Annotated in this window: 18 protein-coding genes; 8 read left to right on the plus strand and 10 right to left on the minus strand. The window is 68.2% G+C overall.

The window, feature by feature from the left end; translation table 11 throughout:
• Positions 1-11: 11 nt before the first annotated feature.
• Genes ACIOVG_RS04075 through ACIOVG_RS04085 form a run of 3 tightly spaced genes read left to right on the plus strand, consistent with a single transcriptional unit; the run spans position 12 to position 3322 of the window.
• The gene (locus ACIOVG_RS04075) at positions 12-1379 is read left to right on the plus strand and encodes a PIN-like domain-containing protein (protein WP_400869295.1); all 1368 of its coding nucleotides are present in this window, start codon (positions 12-14) and stop codon (positions 1377-1379) included.
• Positions 1342-2760 carry a hypothetical protein gene (locus ACIOVG_RS04080; RefSeq protein ID WP_400869297.1) on the plus strand — a complete coding sequence of 473 codons (1419 nt, stop codon included), beginning with the start codon at positions 1342-1344 and terminating at the stop codon, positions 2758-2760. Before ACIOVG_RS04075 ends, ACIOVG_RS04080 begins: the two co-directional genes overlap by 38 nt.
• A gap of 55 nt (positions 2761-2815) precedes the next feature.
• Positions 2816-3322, plus strand: coding sequence for a hypothetical protein (locus tag ACIOVG_RS04085; RefSeq protein WP_400869299.1), 507 nt, complete (start codon positions 2816-2818; stop codon positions 3320-3322).
• A gap of 35 nt (positions 3323-3357) precedes the next feature.
• Here ACIOVG_RS04085 and ACIOVG_RS04090 read toward each other — a convergent pair whose 3' ends face one another.
• A complete protein-coding gene (locus tag ACIOVG_RS04090; protein WP_400869301.1) occupies positions 3358-3636 on the minus strand; it encodes a metal-sensitive transcriptional regulator in 279 nt (92 codons plus the stop codon).
• Between the two features lie 251 nt (positions 3637-3887).
• Between ACIOVG_RS04090 and ACIOVG_RS04095 the strand changes: the two genes are divergently transcribed.
• Positions 3888-5540 carry an FAD-dependent oxidoreductase gene (locus tag ACIOVG_RS04095; RefSeq protein ID WP_400869303.1) on the plus strand — a complete coding sequence of 551 codons (1653 nt, stop codon included), beginning with the start codon at positions 3888-3890 and terminating at the stop codon, positions 5538-5540.
• A 4-nt stretch (positions 5541-5544) separates the two neighbouring features.
• Here the strand turns inward: ACIOVG_RS04095 and ACIOVG_RS04100 are convergent, their stop codons facing one another.
• Positions 5545-5952 (minus strand): arsenate reductase ArsC, encoded by a 408-nt coding sequence (locus ACIOVG_RS04100; protein WP_400869305.1) that lies wholly within the window; start codon positions 5950-5952, stop codon positions 5545-5547.
• A 26-nt stretch (positions 5953-5978) separates the two neighbouring features.
• A complete protein-coding gene (locus ACIOVG_RS04105) occupies positions 5979-6965 on the minus strand; it encodes a metalloregulator ArsR/SmtB family transcription factor (protein WP_400869307.1) in 987 nt (328 codons plus the stop codon).
• Positions 6966-7046: 81 nt separating this feature from the next.
• Between ACIOVG_RS04105 and ACIOVG_RS04110 the strand changes: the two genes are divergently transcribed.
• Positions 7047-7220 carry a hypothetical protein gene (locus ACIOVG_RS04110; protein WP_400869309.1) on the plus strand — a complete coding sequence of 58 codons (174 nt, stop codon included), beginning with the start codon at positions 7047-7049 and terminating at the stop codon, positions 7218-7220.
• A gap of 70 nt (positions 7221-7290) precedes the next feature.
• On the plus strand, positions 7291-8568 hold the full coding sequence (gene nhaA / locus ACIOVG_RS04115; RefSeq protein WP_400869311.1) for a Na+/H+ antiporter NhaA: 1278 nt from the start codon (positions 7291-7293) through the stop codon (positions 8566-8568).
• Between the two features lie 56 nt (positions 8569-8624).
• On the opposite strand, the gene ACIOVG_RS04120 is transcribed toward nhaA (ACIOVG_RS04115), so the two are convergent.
• The 3 genes from ACIOVG_RS04120 to ACIOVG_RS04130 form a co-directional block, all read right to left on the minus strand.
• Entirely contained in the window at positions 8625-9143 is a 519-nt protein-coding gene (locus ACIOVG_RS04120) for an RNA polymerase sigma factor (protein WP_400869313.1), read from the minus strand.
• Positions 9140-9775 (minus strand): hypothetical protein, encoded by a 636-nt coding sequence (locus tag ACIOVG_RS04125; protein ID WP_400869315.1) that lies wholly within the window; start codon positions 9773-9775, stop codon positions 9140-9142. The genes ACIOVG_RS04120 and ACIOVG_RS04125 overlap by 4 nt, the downstream gene beginning before the upstream one ends.
• Before the next feature lie 88 nt (positions 9776-9863).
• Positions 9864-10328 carry a MarR family winged helix-turn-helix transcriptional regulator gene (locus tag ACIOVG_RS04130; RefSeq protein WP_400869317.1) on the minus strand — a complete coding sequence of 155 codons (465 nt, stop codon included), beginning with the start codon at positions 10326-10328 and terminating at the stop codon, positions 9864-9866.
• Between the two features lie 93 nt (positions 10329-10421).
• On the opposite strand from ACIOVG_RS04130, the gene ACIOVG_RS04135 reads away from it, so the two are divergent.
• The gene (locus ACIOVG_RS04135; protein ID WP_400869319.1) at positions 10422-10793 is read left to right on the plus strand and encodes a DoxX family protein; all 372 of its coding nucleotides are present in this window, start codon (positions 10422-10424) and stop codon (positions 10791-10793) included.
• On the plus strand, positions 10784-11689 hold the full coding sequence (locus ACIOVG_RS04140) for a VOC family protein (RefSeq protein ID WP_400869321.1): 906 nt from the start codon (positions 10784-10786) through the stop codon (positions 11687-11689). The genes ACIOVG_RS04135 and ACIOVG_RS04140 overlap by 10 nt, the downstream gene beginning before the upstream one ends.
• Positions 11690-11704: 15 nt before the next feature.
• Here the strand turns inward: ACIOVG_RS04140 and nhaA (ACIOVG_RS04145) are convergent, their stop codons facing one another.
• Genes nhaA (ACIOVG_RS04145) through ACIOVG_RS04160 form a run of 4 tightly spaced genes read right to left on the minus strand, consistent with a single transcriptional unit; the run spans position 11705 to position 15940 of the window.
• Positions 11705-13567 (minus strand): Na+/H+ antiporter NhaA, encoded by a 1863-nt coding sequence (gene nhaA / locus ACIOVG_RS04145; protein ID WP_400869323.1) that lies wholly within the window; start codon positions 13565-13567, stop codon positions 11705-11707.
• A complete protein-coding gene (locus ACIOVG_RS04150) occupies positions 13564-14340 on the minus strand; it encodes an SDR family oxidoreductase (protein WP_400869325.1) in 777 nt (258 codons plus the stop codon). Before ACIOVG_RS04150 ends, nhaA (ACIOVG_RS04145) begins: the two co-directional genes overlap by 4 nt.
• Positions 14337-15164 carry an SDR family NAD(P)-dependent oxidoreductase gene (locus ACIOVG_RS04155; RefSeq protein ID WP_400869327.1) on the minus strand — a complete coding sequence of 276 codons (828 nt, stop codon included), beginning with the start codon at positions 15162-15164 and terminating at the stop codon, positions 14337-14339. Before ACIOVG_RS04155 ends, ACIOVG_RS04150 begins: the two co-directional genes overlap by 4 nt.
• Positions 15161-15940 (minus strand): SDR family NAD(P)-dependent oxidoreductase, encoded by a 780-nt coding sequence (locus ACIOVG_RS04160; protein ID WP_400869329.1) that lies wholly within the window; start codon positions 15938-15940, stop codon positions 15161-15163. The genes ACIOVG_RS04155 and ACIOVG_RS04160 overlap by 4 nt, the downstream gene beginning before the upstream one ends.
• Positions 15941-15943 lie beyond the last annotated feature (3 nt).

Consider the following 15943-nt stretch of genomic DNA (forward strand, 5'->3'; position numbering starts at 1 on the left):
AGTGGGGAAGAATGCTCGACGGCTTTGAGAAGTGGCAACCGCCCACCGACGCGCTGACGGACGAGGGGGTGCGGAGCGGCATCATCGTGCTGGACGCGAACATTTTGCTGAATCTGTATTCACTCGATGAGGACGCCGTTCAACAGTGGATGGCAGCGCTCGACAGAGTCCTCGACCGCCTATGGCTGCCACATCAGGTCATGGAGGAGTTCTGGCGCAATCGGCACGCCGCAGTCGTCTACCCCGTCGAAGCGAACCAGGCGCAGAGTGCGATCTCCCGCCACATCAAGGAGATCGAGGACACCTATCGGCATTGGTCGATGAAGCGGCGCCTCGGGGGCGGCGATCAGCGCATCTCGCCCATGGAACTCAGCAGCCGTTTGCGTGAGGCCGCGCGGGTATTCAGCGACGAACTGGATACCGCGATCGACTCGCACAATGAGCGGTTCTCAGTGAATCCTGAAGACGACGCGATCGTGACCGCGCTCCGCAACCGGTTGACGGGTCGAGTCGGGATCCCCTACTCACCGGATGAAGCGAGTGCGCGGCGCAAGGAGGCGGACCAGAGATTCTCTCGCCGCGTTCCTCCAGGGTTCTTGGACGACAAAACCACGGAGGGCGCTGATCGCGGGAAGTCCGGGGACACCAAGTACGGCGACGCGCTGATCTGGATGCAGACTCTCGACTACATGAGCGGTCGGGTCGGCTCTGAGAGCTCGCCGCGTCATCTCGTCCTCGTCACAGATGACCGCAAGGAGGACTGGTGGCAGACGCTCAAGGTGCCCGGCGACCAGCCCATCCGCATGCCTCACCCGGGCCTCGTTGAAGAAGCACGCCGCGTCGCCGCCGTGTCGTACGTTCAGCTGGACCCCGCGAGCTTTCTCGATGCCGTCGCCCGCGTCTTCGGTGGTGATTTCGACTCCGCCCGCGAGAGCGCAGCACCGGCCCCGGAAGGACGCATCGAATCCGACCGCCTCGATCGCCGCGAGTTCAGGATCGCCCGCCGCGGAACCGTGCATGCGCGCGGCATCCTGTCTGACGACGGGCGCGGGATCACTGTGCTCGAGGGCAGCACGGCTCGGGTCCGCCAAGCGCCCACGATGCCCGCGCACGCGAAAGCGCTGACAGATCGGCTCATCTCCGAGGGAATCCTGGCCGAACAGCCAGACATCGCGACGTCGGATGCGCGCAGAGTCTTCACTCGAGACTATGCTTTCGACTCCACGTCAACTGCGGCGACGGTCATTCAAGCTGCGAACGTCAGCGGCCCGTCGACATGGGTCTCCACAGAGAACGGCGAATTGCTGCGCGATCTGACTAGTGACAGTTCTTCCATCGCGGGTGTTCACGAAGCGGCTGACGATGAACCGGCCGACTGATTCGACTCGGTCGGGCGAAGGCGTGAAGCACCCCTTCGCCAGCGGACGAGCGTTGCTGCTTCACGTGGACGCCGACCTGGACCGCTTCCTCGGCGCGCTTCCTGGCGGTGGGTGGAATCTCGGCCCCCTCGTCTTCGGCATCCGCGAGTCGGAGCGCAACGAGTACATCAATTCCGTGCACTTCGACGAAGCAGAACGGCGCGAGAACTTCTCCTCCGATCTGGCGAGAACCCTGTACGGCTCCAGCTCGAAGACACTGTCGATCCGGTCTCATTGGATCCCGCAGGTACCCTTCCGCATCGGCCCCCAGGACGCGAGCAGCCCCTTCCACGTCGTCGGCATCGAACTCCTGCTCGCGCCGAAGGAGATACACACTCACGACGACGTCGCCGGCCATGCGGGGATCCTCATCGTGCACCTGCACCACGACCATGCCCTGACGGAGCCGGATGCAGAATGGATGGGTTCGCAGTTCGGCGTTCCGCGTGACCGCATAGGCGTGCTCGACGATCTGCAACGCGTCCTTCCGCACTCTCTCGATCTGCTCGGGCTCGACTTCCGGAATACCAATGCTGCGGGCGCGCTGCGGGATCGACCGATCTATCCCGTCCTCACTGAGCTGGAGCTCGCTGACGATGACGGATCCGAACTCCTCCTCATCCGAGCGCTGGCGACGCTGTCGCCAGCGGCGGCGGCGGGAGAGAGCGCCAGCGCCGAGCGCAGAGACCGCGCGCGGCGAGATGTGCACGCGCTCAGCGCATCGTGGAGCGTCATGGTGACCCCACGCGGCATGGTCTTCCACCGCGCAAAAGCGAGCCAAGCGCAGTTCGAGCAGGCGCGGCTGTACGTCTCGGGGCTTTACGTGGACGTCGTAGCTGCAACGCTGTTGGAGCGGCGGCTATTGGAGCGCCAATCCGCGGCGGCGCGGGCGATGTCGGCGCGCTCGGAGCTTGATCTGGACATCATGCTCGATCTGCGTCGCGCGCTCGTCGTTCTGCGGACGTCGTTCGATCGGGCCACGCGACATGAAGGAGCCGCGACCACGACGATCGTCGGTGCTCTTCGACGAGAACTGCGCTCGGAGGAGATTCGCCAGTCGGTGGAGAACGAACAAGATGCGCTGATCGAGATCAGCGATATGGAGCACCAGCGTCGAACGGAGCGGTCGCAGCGACTGACCGATCTTCTGCTCGGACTCATCGCGATCGTCACCCTGCCGCTCACAGTGCTCTACGGCGCGCTGGAGCTGCTGTGGTCGGAGGAAGGACGCACGTCCTGGTTCTGGTGGGGCACCGCCATTTCGGTCGTCGTCGGTTTCAGTGTGCTCGCCGCGCTCACGCTCCGAAGGTCTCACCGGTCCGACCGACCACGGCGCGTGTGATGCATCCGCCAGAGCCCGATTACGCTGGATCCGCCCCCACAGAGCGGAGACCGATATGGCTCACGAGATCGACGATGCCGAACGAGCTGCGCGCGCTGCGCATCTGAAGGAGCGGATCTACCTCACCTTCGCCGCCCTCGCGGTCGTGATCACCCTCTCCAGCCATGGCCATGCAACCGCCGGTCAGTCCGCCACGACGTTGATCGTCACCGTGCTGGGCACGCTGCTCGCGGTGTTCACCGCCGATCTCGTCTCGCACCTGGTGGTGCACGGACGCCTGTTCACCCGGGCCGAGCTGCGCCACGCGGTCGGGTCGAGCTTCGGAGCGCTGAGCACCGTGGTGCTGCCGTTCCTCTTCCTCGGCGTCGCCGCGCTCGACGTGTGGAGCACCGAGGCGGCCCTGCGCGCGAGCGCGATCGCCCTGCTCGCCTCCCTGATCGTGATCGGGTGGGTCGCGGTGCGCCGCATTCCGCTGACCTGGTTCCAGCGACTCATCGCGCTCGGCGCCGAGGCCGCGCTCGGCCTGGCCGTGATCGGACTGCAGGTGCTGGCCCACGGGTAGGGCGCGCCGGAGGGCACCCCGTCGCGAAGCCGCGGTCAGGACAATGACAGGAAGAGCTTCTCGAGTTCTGCCAGCGACACGCCCTCCGCGTTCTGCGCACCGTCGTCGGGGTCGGCGAGGCACTCCTTCATCGCGGTCGCGATGATCTGGAAACCCGCCCTGTCCAGGGCGGAACTCACGGCAGAGAGCTGGGTGACGACGGTCCGGCAGTCGCTCTCCGTCTCCACTGCGGCGATGACCGCCGCCAGCTGCCCCTGAGCGCGCTTGAGCCGGTTGAGGATCTTTCGTTGCGCGTCTGCGTTCTCGATGATCATCGTCTCTCCCTGTGTGTGGACTGAACTTCCACGATACCCCCTAGGGTATAGTTCTAAATACCCACCGGGGTATAAGAAGAGGAGATCGATATGTGCCGAGCCGTCAGTTGTCGAACCTGCGGGAAGACCACATGGGCGGGGTGCGGTCAGCACGTCGAGTCCGTGCGCCGCTCGGTCCCGTCGTCTCAGTGGTGCCCCGGGCACCCGAAGCAGCCGAGCCAGGGCGGTTTCTTCTCGAGGCTCTTCCAGCGATGACCGCGCCCCGCAGGGTCCTGATCGTCGGAGGGGTGGCCGGCGGAATGTCGGCGGCGACCAGGCTGCGCAGACTCGACGAATCCGCCGAGATCACCGTGATCGAACGCGGGCCCGAGGTCTCGTATGCCAACTGCGGCCTGCCCTACTACGTCGGGGGCGTGATCCCGGAGCGGGCATCGCTGCTGCTGCAGACACCGGACTCCCTGCACAGACGCTTCCGCCTCGACGTGCGCGTACGGCATGAGGCCTCGCGGATCGACACGGCTCGGAAGACGGTCGACGTGATCGACCTCGAAAGCGGTCGGCGCACCGTCGAGACATACGACGCTCTCGTGCTCGCGCTCGGCGCCTCCCCCCGACGAGCCGAGACGGGATCGAGCATCCCCGTCCTCTCGCTGCGCACGGTCGCCGACGCCGACGCGATCCACTCCTCGCTCACGCGGCCCGGCATCCCCGTCGTGGTCATCGGCGGTGGCTATACCGGGCTCGAGGCTGCCGAGAATCTCGTCAGCCGAGGCGCCGCCGTAACACTGGTGCAGCGCGGTGAGCAGTTGCTCTCGCCGTTGGACATCGAGATGAGCGCCCCGATCCTCGCCGCCGTGCGCTCACACGGGGTGGATGTGCGGCTCGGCGTGACGATCACCGGGACGACGGACGGCGCTGTCGCGCTGAGCGATGGCACGTCGGCTCCTGCCGAACTCATCGTCGATGCATCCGGTGTCACCCCGGAGACGCAGCTCGCGACCGCGGCGGGGATCGCGATCGGCGAGACAGGCGGAATCCGCGTCGACGCATCCTGCCGCACCAGCGCCCCCGATGTCTTCGCTGTGGGTGACGGCGTGGAGAAGACCGAGCTCGTCGGTGGGGGCACCGCGCTGATCACGATGGCCGGCTTGGCGAACCGGCACGGTCGAATGGTCGCCGACATCATCGCCGGTCGCGCTCCGTCGTCGCGACCGGCTCTCGGCACAGGCATCGTGAGCGTCTTCGGAACCGTCGCCGCGAAGGTCGGCTGGAGCGAGAAGCAGCTGACGACCGCCGGCCGCGACTTCTACACGGCGCACGTGCACCCCGCATCACACGCCGGCTACTTCCCTGGCGCGGAGACGATGTCGATGAAGCTCCTCGCGGACCCCCTGACGGATCGCATCCTCGGCGCGCAGATCGTCGGTCGCGAGGGGGTCGACAAGCGGATCGACGTGATCGCGACGGCGATGCACGCGGGGCTCCCGGCCTCCGAGCTGTCCCAGCTCGAACTCGCCTACGCGCCGCAGTTCGGCTCAGCCAAGGATGCCGTGAACATGCTCGGATACGTCGCGGAGAACACCCGATCCGGCACGACCCCGACGCTGCAGTGGCACGAACTCGATGACGCGCTCACCGTGGGAGCAGCGCTGATCGACGTGCGGACACCGGCGGAGTTCGCAGCCGGGGCCATCCCCGGAGCGATCAACGTGCCGCTCGACGAACTCAGAGAGCGTCTCGACGAGCTTCCCGACGGCCCGCTCATCGTCCACTGCCAGGTCGGGCTGCGGGGACACGCCGCCACCCGCCTGCTCGCACAGCACGGCTTCGCCGTGCGCAACCTCGACGGAGGCTACCGCACCTGGCACGACGCCCGGAGTGCGAGATCCGGCAGCCGGACCTGATCGCTCAGATCAGTTCGCTCACCAGCTGTTCGATCCGCGCACGGATGTCGTCCCGGATCGGGCGCACTGCATCGATGCCCTGGCCGGCCGGGTCGTCGAGCTTCCAGTCTTCGTAGCGCTTGCCGGGGAAGATGGGGCAGGCGTCGCCGCATCCCATCGTGATCACCACGTCCGAGGCCTGCACGGCTTCGGCGGTCAGGATCTTGGGCTGCTCTGCGGTGATGTCGATGCCGACCTCGGACATGGCCTCGACGGCGATCGGATTGATCTGGTCGGCGGGCATCGAGCCTGCGGAGCGCACCTCGATGCGGTCACCGGCGATGTCGCGCAGGAAGCCGGCGGCCATCTGCGAGCGGCCGGCGTTGTGCACGCAGACGAAGAGGACGGAGGGCGTGGTGGTCGTGTCGGTCATGAGTGCTCCAGGTGCGAGGGATGTGATCAGGGAAGAAGGTCGTCGACGAGCGCGCGCACGCGGCCGGCGATGTCGTCGCGGATGGCCTCGACGCCTTCGCGCGAGGCGAGGGCCGGGTCGCCGACAGCCCAGTCGTCGTAGCGCACCCCGGGGATGATGGGGCAGACATCGCCGCACCCCATCGTGATGACGACGTCGGCGGCCCGGACGGCGTCGTCGGTGAGCGGCTTCGGGAACCGCTCGGCCGCAGTGTCGCCTTCGATCTCGGCCAGCAGCGAGCGCACATGCAGGTGGATGACGTCCGCCGGGCTCGATCCCGCCGAGCGTGCCACGACCCTGCCACCGGCGAGCTGGTTGACGAGCGCCGCGGCGAGTTGCGAGCGTCCGGCGTTGGCGACGCAGACGAACAGTACCTGCGGCACCGCCGTGGCCCGGTCGCGGGTGAGGTCGCTGAGGCGCTGACGGGCGAAGCGCTCGGTGAGGGGAACCAGCGCCGAGGTGACGCGGGCGGTCCGCGCGAGGGCCGTGTAGGACTCGCGGACGGTCGTGAGCACGACGTCGGCATCGAGCTCTGGGACCTCCGCCGCGAGCTCCTGCGCGAGACGGGTCACCCGTGCATCGAAGTCGGGCCTGAGCTGTTCCCCGTCGCTGCTCCAGGGCGCGACGCTGGCGGGCGCGAACGAATCGAGCAGTGCCGTGACGGCGCTCCGTCGGCTCGGGTTGATGCGGTACCAGACCCAGGTTCCGCGCCGCTCGGAGGTGAGGACGTCGACGTCCTTCAGCACCTTGAGATGGTGCGAGACGGTCGGCTGCGAGACATCGGCGAGCTCGGCGAGATCGCAGACGCACGACTCGCCGCGGGGGTCGGATGCGATGGCCGACAGCATCCGCAGCCGCAGCGGATCCGACAGGGCTTTCAGCGTGGCCGCGACCGAGGAGGCGGCCTCCAGCCCGATGGCGTGGGTGGTGACGGGACTGCAGGTGTCCTCTGCGGGGGAGAGCGAGAGCGTCATGGCCGGATCCAGTCCTCTTATATTGAAGTTCTTCTATATTGACTCAGGTCGATGCCGGAAGCAAGCGATTAGGCTGGCCTGATGCCCGTTCTCTCGATCGCCGGCTCGACGCGCGCTCCGCATGAGCTGCGCTCGGCGACCCCGATGAGGGAGTGGATGCGCGTCGTGCTGCACCCCGGCACGAACGGATGGACCAGCGTCTGGGGCACGCTCTCGCACGGCGAGATCGCCGGCTGCCCGCCGCCACGCACCTAGGCCACGCCTCGAAGCACGGGGCGGTGGTCTTCTGCGCCATCCACCCCTTCTCCCCTGTGAGGTTTTCGCCGTGCCTGCTTTCCCTGTTCCCTCCCGCTTCCCTCTCGCTCCGCACGAGCTGTGGCGGGGCATCCGCTCCAACGCCCGCAGCGACATCCTCGGAGGCTCTCTCCTCCTTGCGGCGACGGTGGCCGCCCTCATCCTGGCGAACAGCCCGGCGGCACCCTGGTACGAATCGGTGCGCGACTTCACCTTCGGCATCCCCGAACTGCATCTCGAACTGAGTGTCGGGGCCTGGGCCGCCGATGGGTTGCTGGCGATCTTCTTCTTCGTCGTGGGGCTCGAGCTGAAGGAGGAGTTCGTCACCGGACGCCTCCGCGACCCGCGCCAGGCCGCCTTGCCGATCGCCGCGGCTGTGGGCGGCGTCGCGGTGCCGGCGTTGATCTTCGTGATGATCAATGCGAACAGCGGAGCGGATGTGCTGCGCGGATGGGCGATCCCCACCGCGACGGACATCGCCTTCGCGGTCGCCGTGATCGCCGTGGTCGGGAAGTTCCTCCCTCCCGCACTCCGCGTGTTCCTGCTGACGCTCGCGATCATCGACGACTTGATCGCGATCACCATCATCGCGACCTTCTACACCGAGACGATCAGCTTCCCCTGGCTCGCTCTCGCGCTGCTGCCGCTGGCCGGATTCGCGCTTCTCGCCCAGAAAGGGGTGCGCGCCTGGTGGATCCTGTTGCCGCTCGCGATCGCGGTGTGGGTGTGCATCCACACGGCGGGCGTGCATGCCACGGTCGCCGGCGTGCTGCTCGGCTTCGTCGTGCCCGTCGTGCCCACGGAGCGTGCGCGGGTGCGCAGCGGAAGCGATGAGTCCGGCGAGCCGCTGTACGACGGCATGGCCCCGCACTTCGCGGACCGCTGGGGTGTCGTCGCGACGCTCTTCGCCGTGCCGATCTTCGCCTTCTTCGCCGCGGGGGTGACCATCGGCGGCATCGACGGCCTCCGCTCCGCATTGGTCGACCCGATCACGATCGGCATCATCGTCGGTTTGGTCGCCGGAAAGCCCATCGGGATCCTCGTGACGACGTTCCTCCTCAGCCGGCTCCCCGCATTGCGCCTGGACGAGACGCTGCGCTGGCCCGACCTGGTCGGGATGAGCTTCGTCGCCGGTATCGGATTCACCGTCTCTCTCCTGGTCGGCGAGCTCGCCTACGGATCGAGCTCGGTCGCCGACGAGCATGTGAAGATCGGCGTGCTGCTCGGGTCGTTCCTCGCTGCGGTGATCGGCGGAGTGATCCTGGCCCGCCGCAACGCTCGCGCACGGCGCGCTCAGCTCCTGGGCTGAGCCGACTCCCCACAGAGCCGGCCGCATGGATCGGGCATCCGTTCCGTGCGGCCGGCTCACTCCGCCTCGAGCACGGCCCGCAACACCGCGCGCGCTCGGCTGTAGCGACTGCGGATCGTTCCCGCAGGCCTGCCGAGGTGCTGCGCGATCTCGCCGAGGCCGAATCCGTCCCAATGAAGCAGACGGATGATCTCGGCATCGAGGGGGTCGAGTGACGCGAGCGCCTCCCGCAACCGGTCGCTTTGCGGCTCCGTCGCCGGCGGTCTCGTCAGTGCGTCCTCGCGCAGGCGATCGGTCAGCGCCTGACGGCGCACTCCGCTGCGTCGACTCGTCATGAGCACACGCCGAGCGACTCCGAAGAGCCACATGCGGGCTTCCTGCTCGTCTGCGGGCACCGCCGAGACCCGACGCCATGCGATCAGCAGCGCCTCTCCCAAGAGGTCGGCGGCGTCGTGAGGAGTGCTCCGGCGCTCGAAATAGGCCAGCAGCGCCGGGGCCTCGCGTCGGACGATGGATTCGATCCGCTCGGCGTCAGCGGTGATGTCGGGCACCGGCGTGCGCAGCTTGGGCGTCATTCGCCGGACTCGAGACCGTCGAGATCGTCGCGGCACAGCTGGGTGACCGACGCCAGATGCGGATCACCCGGCTCGAAGGACTGGCCGGGAGTCGCGGCCCCCCACTCGATGCCGGGGATCACGTGATCGAGCACGGCGAGGCTCTGCTCGACCACCGCCCAGGACTGGATCGACTCCGGGGAGCCGACGTCCTGGGGGCGAGGGTGCTGCATCCGCTCCTGAACGGCCGCAGCGAACGCCGCAGGGTCCGCCGATGCCCAGTAGTCGCCGACCGCTGCGCGCTGATCGTCGGTCAGACCGCCCAGATCGACGTAGATCCTGCACTGCTCGCCACGGTCCGGCCCTTCGGTCGGGACGAACGCCAGACCGGCCGACGGACGGAAATCGGCTCCGTGCTCGAGACCGGCGAACGGAGGGACCGAGAGCAGGAAGCTGTCGAGATCGGTCGCCGCGGCGAGCGCGCCCACCAGCACCAGAGTGCCGCCGACTGCCACGACCGGACGCCAGCGCCGGCGCGGGCGAGCGACGAGTGGACGTGCGACCAGCTGGTCTATCGTCGCGTCGAGCGACTCCGGGGCAGGGCCAGCCGGATCAGCGCGGTGCAACCGCTCATCGAGTTCCTGATCGTTCATGATGCTCCTCGTCCATCGTGGTTCATCAAGAACATGGCCGGCACACGAGGAAACGTTGCAGCCGGAGAGAAGTCGCTGAGGCGACGCGTCAGTCGCGGCCGGGCGGGCACGCTCCACCGGCAGTCAACCGGTCGGTGATCGACTCGGCGATCTCGGCCAGCGCGTCCAGCTGCGCGGGGGTCAGCGCGTCGATCACGAGGCGTCGGGCGGTCGCGATATGGCCCGGCATCGCGCGGATCAGCATCCGGCGCCCGTCGGTCGTGAGCCGGACGTCGGTCGCCCGCCGGTCGTCGGGAGACGGTGTGCGCTCCACCATCCCGCGCTTCTCCAGGCGGGTGCAGACGTGGGAGAGCCTCGTGAGCGTCGCGTGGGTGGCGTCGGCGAGCGCGGTCATGCGCAGCGTGCTCTGCGGCGCGAACCGGAGCACCGTCAGCACCATGAACTCGAAGTGCGTCAGGTGCGCGTCGCGTTGCAGCTGCGAATCCAGAGCGGCAGGAAGCAGCTGCGTCACGGCCACCAGCCCGAGCCAGGCGCGCGACTCACGCTCATCCATTCTCGGAACCTGGAATGCCATGCGACCAGCGTACGTTAGTTGAAGCAACAACCATTCCGGATTCGGATGACAGGACCTCAGAAGGGGATCACGATGTTGATCGCATATTGGATCGTCGCGGGGCTGCTCGCACTCGCCTATCTCGGCGCTGGTGCGATGAAAGTCGTTCGTCCTCCGGCCACGCTGGCCGAATCCGGCCTGACCTGGGCTCCCGACTTCCCGCTGTGGACGGTCAAGGCGATCGGGATCGTCGAGGTGCTCGGCGCCCTCGGTCTGATCCTTCCCCCGCTCACCGGTATCGCCACGATCCTGGCCCCGCTCGCCGCCGTCGGTCTGGTGCTGGTGCAGCTCGGCGCGATCGTCACCCACGTCGTGCGCGGCGAGGTCAAGACGCTCGTCGTGAACATCGTGCTGCTGGTTCTCGCCATCGCCGCCGCCTGGCTCGGATTCGCATCATGGGCGTGACGCCCTCGGCCGGGGCCTGGCGGGCGGCACCGACCGCGACCACCGGGGCCGCGCCCGACGGCACGCAGATGGACACCGTCGAGCTGCTCGTCCGCGACCTCGACACCATGACCGCCTACTACCGTGACGCCGTCACGCTCGATGTGCTCGAGCAGTCCGGCGCCTCCGCCGTGCTCGGGCGCGGCGCGCAGAAGATCATGACCCTGCGGCAGGAACGGGACCTCCCGACCGCGAATCCGCGCGGCGCCGGGCTCTACCACACGGCCATCCTCTTCCAGGATCCACAGCAGCTCGCATCCTCGCTCTTCCAGATGGCCCAGCGGGTGCCGCAGACCTTCACCGGTTCAGCCGACCACCTCGTCAGCGAGGCGTTCTACTTCACCGACCCCGAAGGCAACGGCCTCGAGCTCTACCATGACCGCCCTCGCGGCGAGTGGCAGCGGACGCCGGGCGGCGGCGTCGTGATGGACTCCCTCCCCCTCGACCCGAATGCGTTCCTACGGCAGTGGTTCGACGAGGATGCGACCAGCGCCGGAGACACCGCGGCGATCGGTCACGTGCACCTGCAGGTGGGCGACATCCCCACCGCGAAGCGGTTCTACGTCGACGTGCTCGGCCTCGACGTCACGGCCGATCTGGGATCGGCCCTGTTCGTCTCCGCCGGCGGGTACCACCATCACATCGGCATGAACACCTGGCAGAGCGCCGGGGCAGGACCGCGCGCTGCCTCCCTCGGACTCGGCGACGTGCGCATCCAGGTGCCGACCCGCGACGACGTCGAGGCGATGGCGGAACGGGTGCGCGGTCACGGGATCCACGGCGCCGATGACGGTCGCAGCCTCCATCTCGCCGACCCCTGGGGCACGCGGTTGGTGATCTCGCCGGAAGGGCGCTGAGTCACGAGCACCGGGTCAGGGGCGCCTGGCCCGGTCGACCGTTGCCGCAGCGGCCTGCGCGGCGGCGAGGGCTTGCGCAACGGCGCTGTTGACCGAGTCCGGGTCGATGGCGCCGGTGTACCGACGTCCGTCGATGAAGAAGGTGGGAGCCTGGGTGAGATGCATGGCGCGCGCCTCGTCGATGTCCTGGTCGACGCGCTCCGACCCGATCATGCGCATCCAGTCGTGCTCGAAGCGACGTAGGTTCAACCCCGCCGCGGCCGCAGCCCGCCGGATCTGGCGATCGTTGCGGATGGGCGCCTGGGCGAGGAGCGCGTCGCGCATCTCCCAGAACCGTCCCTGGGGGACCGCCGCTTCAGCGGCGAGGGCCGTCGACCGCCCCAGCGGCTCCTCGAGCGGGAGGTGGCGGAACGCATGACAGACGTCGCCGCCGAACCGGCCGACCATCTCCTGACGCATCTCGGTCGATCCGGCCAGGAACGGGGTGGTGTGGTTTCCGTACTCCACCACGGTGATGACGGCGGTGGACGGGTCACCCAGCACGGGGTCCCTGTCGGGATCGAGCGGGCGCAGGAGTCGGTCGCGGTCAGGGAATCGCCGCCGCTCTCGGTTGTTCAGGACCGAGAAGGCGATCGCACCGAGCGCTGCCGCGAGCACGGTGGCCGCGAGTACCCCGATCTGAGCGCGGCTGACATCGATCGGATCGTCGAAGGCGAGCTCGACGACGAAGAGCGAGATGGTGAAGCCCATGCCGGACAGCAGGCTGACGCCGAGGATCTGGGACATCCGCAGTGAGGGGCTCAGAGCGTCCGGGCGCAGCCGCGCCATGATCCAGGTGGCCCCGGTGATCGCGACGGTCTTGCCGAGGACCAGCCCGATGATGATCCCCCAGGTGAGGCGGGAGGTGAAGGCGTCCTGGAGCGAGTCAGGGGTGATCCGCACTCCCGCGTTGGCGAGGGCGAAGATCGGCAGGATGAACCACGAGACGTACGGGGTGAGCGTGTTGTACGCGCGGTCGTTGATCGACACGGCGCGGGCCAGCGAGTTCTCCGCGGTCCGCGCGTAACCCGCGGTGGGCGCCATCTGGAAGGCCCGGACATGATCCTGGGCGCGGCGGATGTCGTCGAATCGCGTGGCGAAGATCGGCAGCAGCACGGCGATCGCGACGCCGGCGAGGGTGGCGTGCACACCGGACAGCAGGAACCCCACCCAGACCAGCACCGACGGCACCAGGTACGCGACTCCTCGCCACACCCGGGCGAAACGCAGCAGCGCGATGACGCCGAGGCCGACCGCAGCGAGCAGCAACGGCGCAGGCGTGAAGTCATCGGTGTAGGCGAACGCGATGACGGCGAGGGCTCCGACATCATCGGCGACCGCGAGGGTGACGAGGAAGACGCGCAGTGCCGGCGGCATGGCTCGTCCGACCAGCGCGAGCATGCCGAGGACGAACGCGGTATCGGTGGACACCACCACGCCCCACCCGCCTACGGAACCGGAGCCCCAGGTGACCGCCACGTAGAGGAGTGCGGGGACGATGAGGCCGGCGACGGCGGCGACGAGGGGGACGCTGGCACGGCGCCAGTCGCGCAGTTCGCCGAGCTCGAGCTCGCGGCGCACCTCGAGGGTGACGTGGGCGAAGAACAGCGCCATGAGCGCATCGTTGACCCAGTGCAGGAGATCGAGGTCGAACGTGAAGGAGCCAATGCCGAAGCCGAGCGGGAGGTGCCAGAACTCTTCATAGTTCGAGTCGGGGAGGTTGGCCCAGACGAGCGCGATGATCGTGCCGGCGAACAGGACGAGTGCGCTACGGAGTGCGTGCGGGCTGTTCCGCAGTCGGGCGAAGGCCGAGCGTCTCTCGGCGGGCGGGGTGTTCATGAGAGGACCTGCTCGGTCGGCAGGAGGAGGACTTCGGCGAGATTGGCGCCGGGCGGCAGGCTCGCTGCGAGAGCGACCACCGCCGCGATCGTCTGCGGCGTCACCGGCGATGACTCTCGGGGTCGGGGTCGCGCAGGCCTCGAAGCGAGTTCCTCCCGGCTGACGTGATGGGGGTCGACTCCGAACCCGGGCTCGATGATGTGGACCCGCATGCCGCGAGGACCGTACTCGTATCGCAGTGTGCGTGCGAGCTGCTTGATCGCGGCGGACACCGCGTTGAAGACGGCGAACCGCGGCGCACGGACGTCGGTGCTGACTGCGCCGATCAACACCATGTCCGCCGCGCCGCCCTGCGCGGCTGCGGTGAGCAGCGGCTCTGCGAAGGTCTGCGAGGCGTGGAGGAGGCCCCGGAGATTCACGTCGATCATCTCGGCCCAATCGGCTGGCACACCGTCTTCGAAAGCGGAGCCGCTGATGACTCCGGAGGAGACCACGAGCAGATCCACATGCCCGAACCGCTCGACGGCTGCACGTCGCACGTCATCGACGTCGAGCGGTGAGATGACATCCGCGACCACGGCCATGATCTGATCGCCTCCGCCGAGCTGCCGCCGCACCTCTTCCAGTCGTTCGCTGTCGCGACCGACCATCACGACGCTCGCCCCGGATCGGACGAACTCCGTGCAGATCGCTCGTCCGATCCAGCCGGTCGCCCCGAACACCACTGCCACCCGGCCTGCGAGCAGAGTCCCCGGTGCGCTCGCGCCGCTCATCGGGCGGCTCGTGACGACGCGACGAACGGGGCCAACCGGTGCCAGTACAGGCGGGCCAGCTGTTCCCGGTTGCGGGGATCGAGCACCTCCGCGCTGGGAGCGACGACCCGGTCGTCTTCCAGGTAGGAGCCCGACGGCACCTCGGCCGACGCGGCGAACAGCACGTGCGCTGCCCCGCGGGACGGCGGGCCTCCGGTCCCGCCCGTCATCGACGCGCTGAGAGGGGTGTCGTTCAAGCCAGGACAGAGGGAGACGACCGTGGTGTCGCTCCCGGCCTCCTCTTCGGCCAGCAGCGAGGACCACGTCACCATCGCGAGTTTGGCTCGGGCGTACGCGGTGATCGGGCTGTAGTCGCGGTCGACATCGGTGTCGGTGAAGTCGAACCGCTCGATGCGGTGTGCGGAGGAGCCGACGTTGACGATCCTGGCGCCCTCGGCGAGCGCGGGAACGAGGAGTCGTGTGAACAGGGCAGGGGCGAGTGCGTTCACCTGCAGTGTGCGTTCGAACCCGTCCGCGGTGATCATCCGCGCCGGAGCTCCCGGCACAGCGGCGTCGTTGATGAGCAGGTCGATCGACACGGCTGACGACCTGATCCGGCGTGCCGCGTCGACGACATCCTGCAGACGCGTGAAGTCCGCCGCGATGTAGTGCACATCCGCCCCACCGGCGTCGTCGATGCCGCGGATGACACCGGCGACCTGCGGCTCGGGCTCGACGCCGAGGATGATCAGCGTGTGGCTCATCGCGGCCAGGCGTCGCGCTGTCGCTTCGCCGATGCCGCTGGTGGCACCGGTGAGGACGACGGTTCCGAAGCGAGCGCTCACAGTGCGTACCCTCCGGATGCCTGGATGTCCTGTCCGGTGATCCAGGCGGAGTCATCCGAGACGAGGAAGGAGATGACCTTTCCGATGTCGGCGGGTTCGCCGATGCGTCCGAACGCGGTCTTGGCTGCAAGCGGCGCGATCACCTCCGGGTACCTCTCGAAGCCGTTGTCGCCGAGGCGCGTGCGCGTGGGGCCGGGGGCGATCGAGTTGACGCGGATGCCGCGACCGCTGAGTTCCTTGGCCAGGAACCGCGAGGCCACGACGAGGCCGCCCTTCATCGCCGCATAGCCGGAGTACCCCGGTTCGGTGTCTCCCGGTCCGACCGCGCTGCTGGCCACGTTCACGATAGCTCCGCCATCCTCGACGAGCGGCAGAAGCGCTTGAGTGAGGAAGTACGGCCCACGCAGCAGCACCCGGTAGTAGTCGTCGAAGGCGCTCTCGGTCATGTCCTCGAACGCCAGGCCACCTCCGAAGCCGGCATTGTTGACCAGGCCGTGGATACGATCCGCGTTCCACTCGCTCCGCAGCACGCCGGCGAGCGCATCGGCGAAACCGCCGAAGGTCTCGCTGCGACCGATGTCCAGCGGCAGAGCAACGGCGCTGCCGCCGTTCCGACGGATCTCCTCGACGGTCTCCTCGGCCCCTTCGGGACGCGAGTTGTAGGTGATGACGACGCCCATGCCGCGGGCGGCGATCTCGATGGCGGCACCGCGGCCGATACCGGAGCTCGCTCCGGTGACGACGACGATCTTCTGCTCAGTTGTCTGTTCGCTCATGAT

Origin of the sequence: Microbacterium sp. NPDC087591 (assembly GCF_044743625.1) — a bacterium.
In the GTDB taxonomy this organism is placed as follows: domain Bacteria; phylum Actinomycetota; class Actinomycetes; order Actinomycetales; family Microbacteriaceae; genus Microbacterium.

Bases quoted from the DNA above. Each gene is read 5' to 3' on its own strand.
- ACIOVG_RS04085 (WP_400869299.1), top strand. From the start codon at position 2,816: ATGGCTCACGAGATCGACGATGCCGAACGAGCTGCGCGCGCTGCGCAT.
- ACIOVG_RS04100 (WP_400869305.1), bottom strand. From the start codon at position 5,952: ATGACCGACACGACCACCACGCCCTCCGTCCTCTTCGTCTGCGTGCAC.
- ACIOVG_RS04150 (WP_400869325.1), bottom strand. From the start codon at position 14,340: ATGAGCGGCGCGAGCGCACCGGGGACTCTGCTCGCAGGCCGGGTGGCA.
- ACIOVG_RS04140 (WP_400869321.1), top strand. From the start codon at position 10,784: ATGGGCGTGACGCCCTCGGCCGGGGCCTGGCGGGCGGCACCGACCGCG.
- ACIOVG_RS04075 (WP_400869295.1), top strand. From the start codon at position 12: ATGCTCGACGGCTTTGAGAAGTGGCAACCGCCCACCGACGCGCTGACG.
- ACIOVG_RS04125 (WP_400869315.1), bottom strand. From the start codon at position 9,775: ATGAACGATCAGGAACTCGATGAGCGGTTGCACCGCGCTGATCCGGCT.
- ACIOVG_RS04095 (WP_400869303.1), top strand. From the start codon at position 3,888: ATGACCGCGCCCCGCAGGGTCCTGATCGTCGGAGGGGTGGCCGGCGGA.
- ACIOVG_RS04110 (WP_400869309.1), top strand. From the start codon at position 7,047: ATGCCCGTTCTCTCGATCGCCGGCTCGACGCGCGCTCCGCATGAGCTG.
- nhaA (WP_400869323.1), bottom strand. From the start codon at position 13,567: ATGAACACCCCGCCCGCCGAGAGACGCTCGGCCTTCGCCCGACTGCGG.
- ACIOVG_RS04120 (WP_400869313.1), bottom strand. From the start codon at position 9,143: ATGACGCCCAAGCTGCGCACGCCGGTGCCCGACATCACCGCTGACGCC.
- ACIOVG_RS04105 (WP_400869307.1), bottom strand. From the start codon at position 6,965: ATGACGCTCTCGCTCTCCCCCGCAGAGGACACCTGCAGTCCCGTCACC.
- ACIOVG_RS04130 (WP_400869317.1), bottom strand. From the start codon at position 10,328: ATGGATGAGCGTGAGTCGCGCGCCTGGCTCGGGCTGGTGGCCGTGACG.
- ACIOVG_RS04135 (WP_400869319.1), top strand. From the start codon at position 10,422: ATGTTGATCGCATATTGGATCGTCGCGGGGCTGCTCGCACTCGCCTAT.
- ACIOVG_RS04160 (WP_400869329.1), bottom strand. From the start codon at position 15,940: ATGAGCGAACAGACAACTGAGCAGAAGATCGTCGTCGTCACCGGAGCG.
- ACIOVG_RS04090 (WP_400869301.1), bottom strand. From the start codon at position 3,636: ATGATCATCGAGAACGCAGACGCGCAACGAAAGATCCTCAACCGGCTC.